Source organism: Aureimonas sp. AU22 (assembly GCF_001463745.1).
Lineage (GTDB): Bacteria > Pseudomonadota > Alphaproteobacteria > Rhizobiales > Rhizobiaceae > Aureimonas.
In genome coordinates this window covers 1-4,356 of record NZ_BBWJ01000069.1, presented here as the reverse complement: position 1 = coordinate 4,356, position 4,356 = coordinate 1, and the positions used below count along the sequence as shown (strand labels likewise).

General features: G+C 76.7%; 2 protein-coding genes and 1 pseudogene. 2 read left to right on the top strand and 1 reads right to left on the bottom strand.

The features are described 5' to 3' along the window. Positions 1-227 (bottom strand): hypothetical protein (locus AUL34_RS21665; protein WP_202814968.1); only part of this gene is annotated, 227 nt, incomplete at its 3' end. A 180-nt stretch (positions 228-407) separates the two neighbouring features. Here AUL34_RS21665 and AUL34_RS21660 point away from each other — a divergent pair. Then, the gene (locus tag AUL34_RS21660; RefSeq protein ID WP_061938838.1) at positions 408-2,891 is read left to right on the top strand and encodes a glycosyltransferase; all 2,484 of its coding nucleotides are present in this window, start codon (positions 408-410) and stop codon (positions 2,889-2,891) included. A gap of 61 nt (positions 2,892-2,952) precedes the next feature. Beyond that, positions 2,953-4,356 (top strand): annotated as a pseudogene (locus AUL34_RS21655) (hypothetical protein); the annotation flags it as partial.

Here is a 4,356-nt window from a genome sequence, read left to right as displayed (position 1 = left end):
GCACCGACGGCTGCGGCCTCGCCGCCCCGCGCCGCGCTCCCGCCCGCTTGCGCGGCCGCCGCCGTGCCGGGTGCCGCCGCCGCCGAAGCGATGCTGCCGGACATGGCGACGCTGGCCGTGGCGGATGCGTTGGAGGCGGGCGACGCCGAGGACGAACCGCCCGAACGATCGCGCCCCTCGCCCCCGCCGCCCGAGACGTCGTCGTGCATGTCGTCGGTCTCGGTCACGATGGCTCTCCCGCCGGGCGGATGGGTACGATCCTACCTTGCGGGCGCTCCGGCGCGGCGGCAAGCGCGACTTGCCGACAGGGCAAGCAAAGGATGAAGACCGCACCGGTCAGGCCGCCGCCAGCCAGCCCTGCGATGGAAGAGATCCGATCATCCCGCGCCCGAGCCGGAACCCACGCGATGGACTGGACCGAACTCCTGCGCGCCGACCTGCGGCTGGCCCTGCCCGAGCACCATGCGGAGGCGCTGACCCGGGCGGCCGCCCGCCGCTTCCGGGACGGTGCGCCCGCCGATGCTCTGGCGCTCCTGCGCCGGCGCATGCGCGTCGGCCCGCCGCCGACCGCGGCCGAGCGCGCGCTTCTGGGCCTCGTCGCCTCCGCGATGGGCGCGCGGGCGGAGGCCGACCAGGCGCTGGGGGAGGCGCTTCTTGCCGATCCGCTGGACACCGCCGCCGGGCTCATCGCCCTTCGCCTTGCGGGCGGGCGCGAGGCGAGGCTCCTCGCCGCACGGCGCATCCTCGCCAACCCCTCGGCCGGCGACGATGCCCTCCTGCAGGCCCTGTCCGCGCTGTTCGTCGCCGGCGAGGACGCCGCCTTGCGGATCGACCTTGCCGACGGCCGGCTGACGGGCTGGGCGATCTGGCGCGGCGACCCCGCACCCGTGCTGACGCTTCAGGGTCCGGACGGGGAAGAGCGCCATGCGCTCACGCCCTGGCCCGCCCTCGCCTTCGTGCCGCCGGGGGCCTCCGGCGCCCGGCTCGATCTCTGCGTCGCCGGCCCCCTCGCCGGCTGGCGGCTGGAGCGGGGCGGGCGGGCCCTCGCGCAAGGCTCGCTCCACGCCCGCTCCCGGCATCGCCGGCGCCCCGAGGCCGCCCTTCGCAGCGGCCCGCCGGACGAGATCCCGCAGCGGCGCCCGATCCGTGTCGTGATGCCGGTGCACGGCGATCCGGACGCGACGCGCGACGCGCTGCGGGCGGCGGCGCTCGAGGTCGGGCGCCATCCCGGCGCCCGGCTCGTCGCCGTGGACGACTGCTCGCCATCTCCCGCGATCACGGCGCTCCTCGAAAGCTTCGCCGCGCGCGACCTCCTGGAGCTGCGCCGCACGCCGGTGAACCGCGGGTTTCCCGGCGCGGTCGCGCTGGGGCTCGAAGGCGCGGAGGGCGCGGACGTCGTGGTCCTCAACGCCGACGCGCTCCTGCCGGCCGGCGCGCTCGCCCGGCTCGGCGACGCCGCCTATGCCGCGCCCGACATCGGCACGGTCACCCCCTTCTCCAACAACGGCGAATGGACGAGCTGGCCGCGGCTCGGGCACCCCGCTCCCCTGCCATCGCCTCCCGAGGCCGCCCGTCTCGACGCGGCCGCGCGCCGCCTCGGCATCGGGCCGGTCGCGCTTCCCAACGGGATCGGCTTCGCGCTCTTCCTGCGCCACGACTGCCTCGCCGCCATCGGTGGTCCCTCGGAGATCTACGAGCGCGGCTATTTCGAGGACCTCGATTGGACGCTGGAGGCAGGAGCCGCGGGCTTCCGCAACGTCGCGGCGCCGAACCTCTTCGTGCCCCATCACGGATCGCGCTCCTTCGGGGCGGACAAGGCTCTCCTCGTCGCGCGCAACCTCCGGCGCCTGCGCCGCCGCTACCCCGGCATCCGCGGGACGAGCGCCGCCTTCCGTTCGGCCGACCCCCTATGCGGTGCCCGAGCCCGACTGGAAGAGGCCTGCCCGCCGGCCGGCCGGCCCCTGCTTCTCCTCGGCCCCGCCGGCAGCCCGACGCTCGCCGAGCGGATCCACCGGCTGGGCGACATGGCCGCCGGCGCGGTGGTGCTGCGATGGCGGCACGCCGGTTCGGCGCTGCGCGCCGAGCTGCGCGGCCTCGGCGGCAGCGCACCGCAGTCGCTCGGCTTCGACGCCCTCCAGGACGCCGACGCGCTGGCGGCGTGGCTGGCGGCGCTGGCGCCCGTCCGGATCGAAGCGTCGGGCCCGCCCCCGCCCGCCGCGCTCCTGGAAAGCCTGCGGCGTCTGGACGCCCCCTTCACCATCCTCGGGGGCGACCCGGCTCCCGCCGTGCGCGACGCCCTCGCGGCGGGTCTTTCGGCCTGGCAGACGTGCCTCGGCGACCGCTTGACGCATGTGCTGGCGCTCGACCGCGCGACTCTTGCCGCCCTCGAGCGGCATCTGGCGAGCGACCCCGCCGCCGTGCGGCTCGAGGCAGCGCTCGCGGATCCCGTTCCGGGGCCCGCATCGCCTGCGCGCACGAACCGCCTCGCACTGGTGATGGGGGTGCCCTCTCCCGCCTCGCTCGCCTTCGCCGGGACGCTCCATGCGGCGCTGCGGGCGCAAGGCCTGCCGACCGGCCTCGCGGTGCTGGGCGCGAGCGCCGACGACCTCGCGCTGATCGGCCGGGGGATCGGCGCGACCGGCCCCCTCGAAGCCGGAGAGTATGCCGGCGCGGCGTCCGGCAGCGCGGCCCTCGTGCTGCCACCCGCCGACCCCTCGCTCGCCCTGTTCGAACGCGTCCTCGCCGAGACCGGCCTTCCCGGCGCACGGGTCGACTGGAGCGACGGGGTCGCCGACAGCGAACAAGACATCCTCCTTCTCGACCGGAGCCACCGTGAGCGACATACCGTCCAAGCCATCGTCGATTGGTTCGCTGGTCGCATCGCGGCGTAGGCGCCTCGCCGCCGGCGGGGGTGGCGTCGCCGATCCCGGCCGCCCGCCCGAGGACGGGCCCTTGCGCCTTTTCGCCCGGCGCACCGGCGAGTTGGTGATCGAGGGGCAGGCGGCCGATCCCGCAGCGCCCGACCGCCGCCTCGTGGTGGAGCTGCTGCTCGACGGCGTGCCGGTGGCGCTGGCGCGCGCCGACCTCGCCCTCTCCGCCGCCGGCGAGGCGACGCCGGTCGGTGACGGCTGCCACGGCTTCGCCTTCGCGCTCGATCCGGCCGTCCTGCCCTTCGCCGCTGTCGCCGCGGTGCGGCTCGCCAATGGCGGGGAACCGGTGGGCGAGCCGATCGCGCTCCACGAGGGCGACGCCTTCGCCGCCTCGCTCGACCCCGCCAGCTCCGCGCGCTGGCTCGGCGGGCTCGACCTCGAAGGCTGGGTGCATCGTTCCCCGGCGGACGGTCCGCCCCCGCGGATCGAGGCGCGCATCGACGACGCGACGGTGGCGGCGACGTCTGCGGACGGATGGCGCGAGGTCGTGCGCGGCGCGGCGCGGCGCATCGAACCCGCCTTCCGCATCCGGCTGCCGGACGCCTTCGCGGACGGGCGCCTGCACGACGTCGAGCTCTTAGCCGACGGCCAGCCGCTGCCGGGCGGCCCGATCCCGATCCTCGCCTTCGCCGACGGCCTGGCCGCGCATCTGGAGCGCCGCGCCGAGACCGAGGGCGAACGGCTCCGGGGCGAACGCTTCGACCGCTGGTTCCCGAACGGCGTGCCGTTCTCGGACGTGGAGCGCTGGAGCGAGCGCTTCCCGATGACCGCTCCGGCGCTGCCCGACGACCTGTGCGTCGCTGTCGCCGTCTGCGGCGAGGACGGGGCGGAGGCGAGCCTCGCCGCCCCCGCGCTCGACCGTCTGGGCAACTGGATCGGCGTGGTGCTGCCCGAACGCGACGGCGGCTTCGAGCCGTCCGACCTCCAGGGTTTCCTCGAGGGCGAGGGGCAGGCCTGCACCGTCGTGCTCTTCCTGGCCGCAGGCGCCGTGGCGCGCACGGGCGGTCCGGAACGGCTCCTCGATGCGCTTCTGGCGCACCCCGCCGCCGCCATCGCCTATGGCGACCGGCTTCTGGCGCTGGAGGGCGGCGAGCCCGCGCCCCTGGCCGCCACCGCCTTCGACGCCGAGCGCGCGCTGGAACAGGGATGCGCCGCGGCGCCCTTCGCCATGCGGCGCGCGGCGGTGCTGGCCGCGCTCGAGGCCGGCGCCGGCGATCTCGACCGGATCTTCCTGCATCCGATGGATCGCGGCTTCTCCGGAACGCCGCTGCATCTCCACGTGCCCGGCTTCGGCTTCGCCGTCCCTCCCCCGCCGGCCGCCGCGACCGACCGACTGGAGGCCGCCGTGCGCGCGCATCTGGCGGCGCGCGGCGTCGCGGCCGCCGTCGAGCCGCGCCCGCTCGCCACCCTGCCCGCCGTGCGGGTG